Source organism: Micromonospora sp. D75 (assembly GCF_018070405.1).
Classification (GTDB): domain Bacteria; phylum Actinomycetota; class Actinomycetes; order Mycobacteriales; family Micromonosporaceae; genus Micromonospora; species Micromonospora chalcea.
In genome coordinates this window covers 1-1,915 of record NZ_JAGPXV010000866.1, presented here as the reverse complement: position 1 = coordinate 1,915, position 1,915 = coordinate 1, and the positions used below count along the sequence as shown (strand labels likewise).

Genomic DNA, 1,915 nt, shown 5'->3' with positions numbered 1-1,915 from the left:
GTTACGTGCCGCTCGGCGGTGTGGTGATCGCCGACCACGTCGCCGACACGTTCGCCACCCGCCCCTACCCCGGCGGGCTGACCTACTCCGGCCACCCGCTGGCCACCGCCGCCGCCGTCGCGACCATCAACGCGATGCGCGACGAGGGCATCGTCGAGAACGCCGCCCGGATCGGCGCGGACGTGCTCGGCCCGGGGCTGCGCGAGATCGCCGAGCGGCACCCGAGCGTCGGGGACGTACGCGGGCTCGGCGTCTTCTGGGCGCTGGAACTGGTCCGCGACCGCGAGACCCGGGAGCCGCTGGCGCCGTACGGGGCCTCGTCGCCGGAGATGAACGACGTGCTGGCCGAGTGCAAGCGGGGCGGCCTGGTCGTGTTCGCCAACTTCAACCGGATCCACGTGGTGCCGCCCTGCACCGTGTCGGAGACGGAGGCCAAGGCGGGACTGGCGGTCCTCGACGAGGCGCTGACACTCGCCGACCGGCACACGGTCTAGACGTACGCCCATCACCGCCCGCCGGGTCCACCCCGGCGGGCGGTCCCATATCCGAGATCCGCGAGACGGCCGGCGACCCCGGTGACGCGGAGACCGACGCACCCAGAAGGTGACGAATGACTACCGTAGATCTCGCCGACCCACCGGTCACCAACCCCTTCACCGGCACCACCGACCTTCCGCGCGCCGCCGAGGGCTGGACCCAGCTCGTCACCCCGGACGGACGCCTGCACCCGGACGTGGACGTCGACCGAGACGCCCTCGGCCACCTCACCCGCGACCTGTACCGGGGGATGCGGCTGGCCCGCCGCCTCGACGACGAGGCGTTCGCGTTGCAGCGACAGGGCGAGCTGGGCCTGTGGCTGCAGTGCCGCGGCCAGGAGGCCGCACAGGTCGGCTCCGTCGCGGCGGTACGCGCCGACGACTACGTCTTCCCGAGCTACCGCGAGCACGCGGCGGCGCTGTGGCGCGGCATCGGCCCGGCCGACCTGCTCCGGCAGTGGCGCGGCGTCGCGCACAGCGGCTGGGACCCGGAGCCGTACTCGTTCCACATCTACACGCTGGTGCTGGCCGCGCAGCTGCTGCACGCCACCGGGTACGCGCTCGGCGTGCAGCGCGACGGCAGCGACACGGTGGTAGTGACGTACTTCGGTGACGGCGCGGCCAGTGAGGGCGACGCGAGCGAGGCAATGAACATCGCCGCCGTGAACGCCGCCCCGATGGTGTTCTTCTGCCAGAACAACCAGTGGGCCATCTCCACGCCGACCGCGTCGCAGACGCGTACCCCGATCCACCGGCGCGGCGCCGGGTTCGGCCTGCGCAGCGAGTGGGTCGACGGCAACGACGTGCTGGCGGTGTACGCGGTGACGTCGGCGGTGACCGAGCACGCCCGCGCCGGCGCCGGCCCCGCGATCGTCGAGGCCACCACGTACCGGATGGGCGGGCACAGCACGTCCGACGACCCGACCCGGTACCGCACCGACGACGAGTTGGAAGCCTGGCGGGCGCGGGACCCGCTGGCCCGGGTCGAGGCGCTGATGCGCGCCGAGGGCTGGAGCGACGAGACGTTCCTCGGCCAGATCCAGGCCGAGGCGGACGAACTCGCCGACCGGACCCGCCGGGAGTGCCTGGCCCTGACGGCCCCGGACCTCGCGGACGCCTTCGCCACGGTGCTGTCCGACGTGCCCCAGCTTCTGCGGGAGGAGCGCGACGCGTTCGTCGCCTACCGCGGCTCCTTCCTCGACTGACGTCCGCCCCGATCGGAGAACTCGTTCATGCTCACTCTCTGTCAGGCACTGAACAGCGGCCTGCGCCGCGCCATGGAGGACGACGACAAGGTCCTCCTGATGGGCGAGGACGTCGGCCGGCTCGGCGGCGTCTTCCGGGTCACCGACGGTCTGCAGAAGGACTTCGGCGAGGCC

The 1,915-nt window shown here is 72.7% G+C and carries 2 protein-coding genes and 1 pseudogene; all 3 read left to right on the top strand.

Annotated features, from left to right (window positions below; translation table 11 throughout):
• On the top strand, window positions 1-494 hold a 494-nt coding region (locus KBX39_RS30075), incomplete at its 5' end, for an aminotransferase class III-fold pyridoxal phosphate-dependent enzyme (protein ID WP_210873784.1).
• Window positions 495-610: 116 nt separating this feature from the next.
• Window positions 611-1,741, top strand: coding sequence for a thiamine pyrophosphate-dependent dehydrogenase E1 component subunit alpha (locus tag KBX39_RS30070; protein WP_210873783.1), 1,131 nt, complete (start codon window positions 611-613; stop codon window positions 1,739-1,741).
• 27 nt (window positions 1,742-1,768) lie between these two features.
• Window positions 1,769-1,915: pseudogene (locus KBX39_RS30065) on the top strand (alpha-ketoacid dehydrogenase subunit beta); the annotation flags it as partial.

Excerpts from the sequence above, each read along its gene's own strand:
- KBX39_RS30070 (WP_210873783.1), top strand. The coding sequence starts at position 611 with ATGACTACCGTAGATCTCGCCGACCCACCGGTCACCAACCCCTTCACC.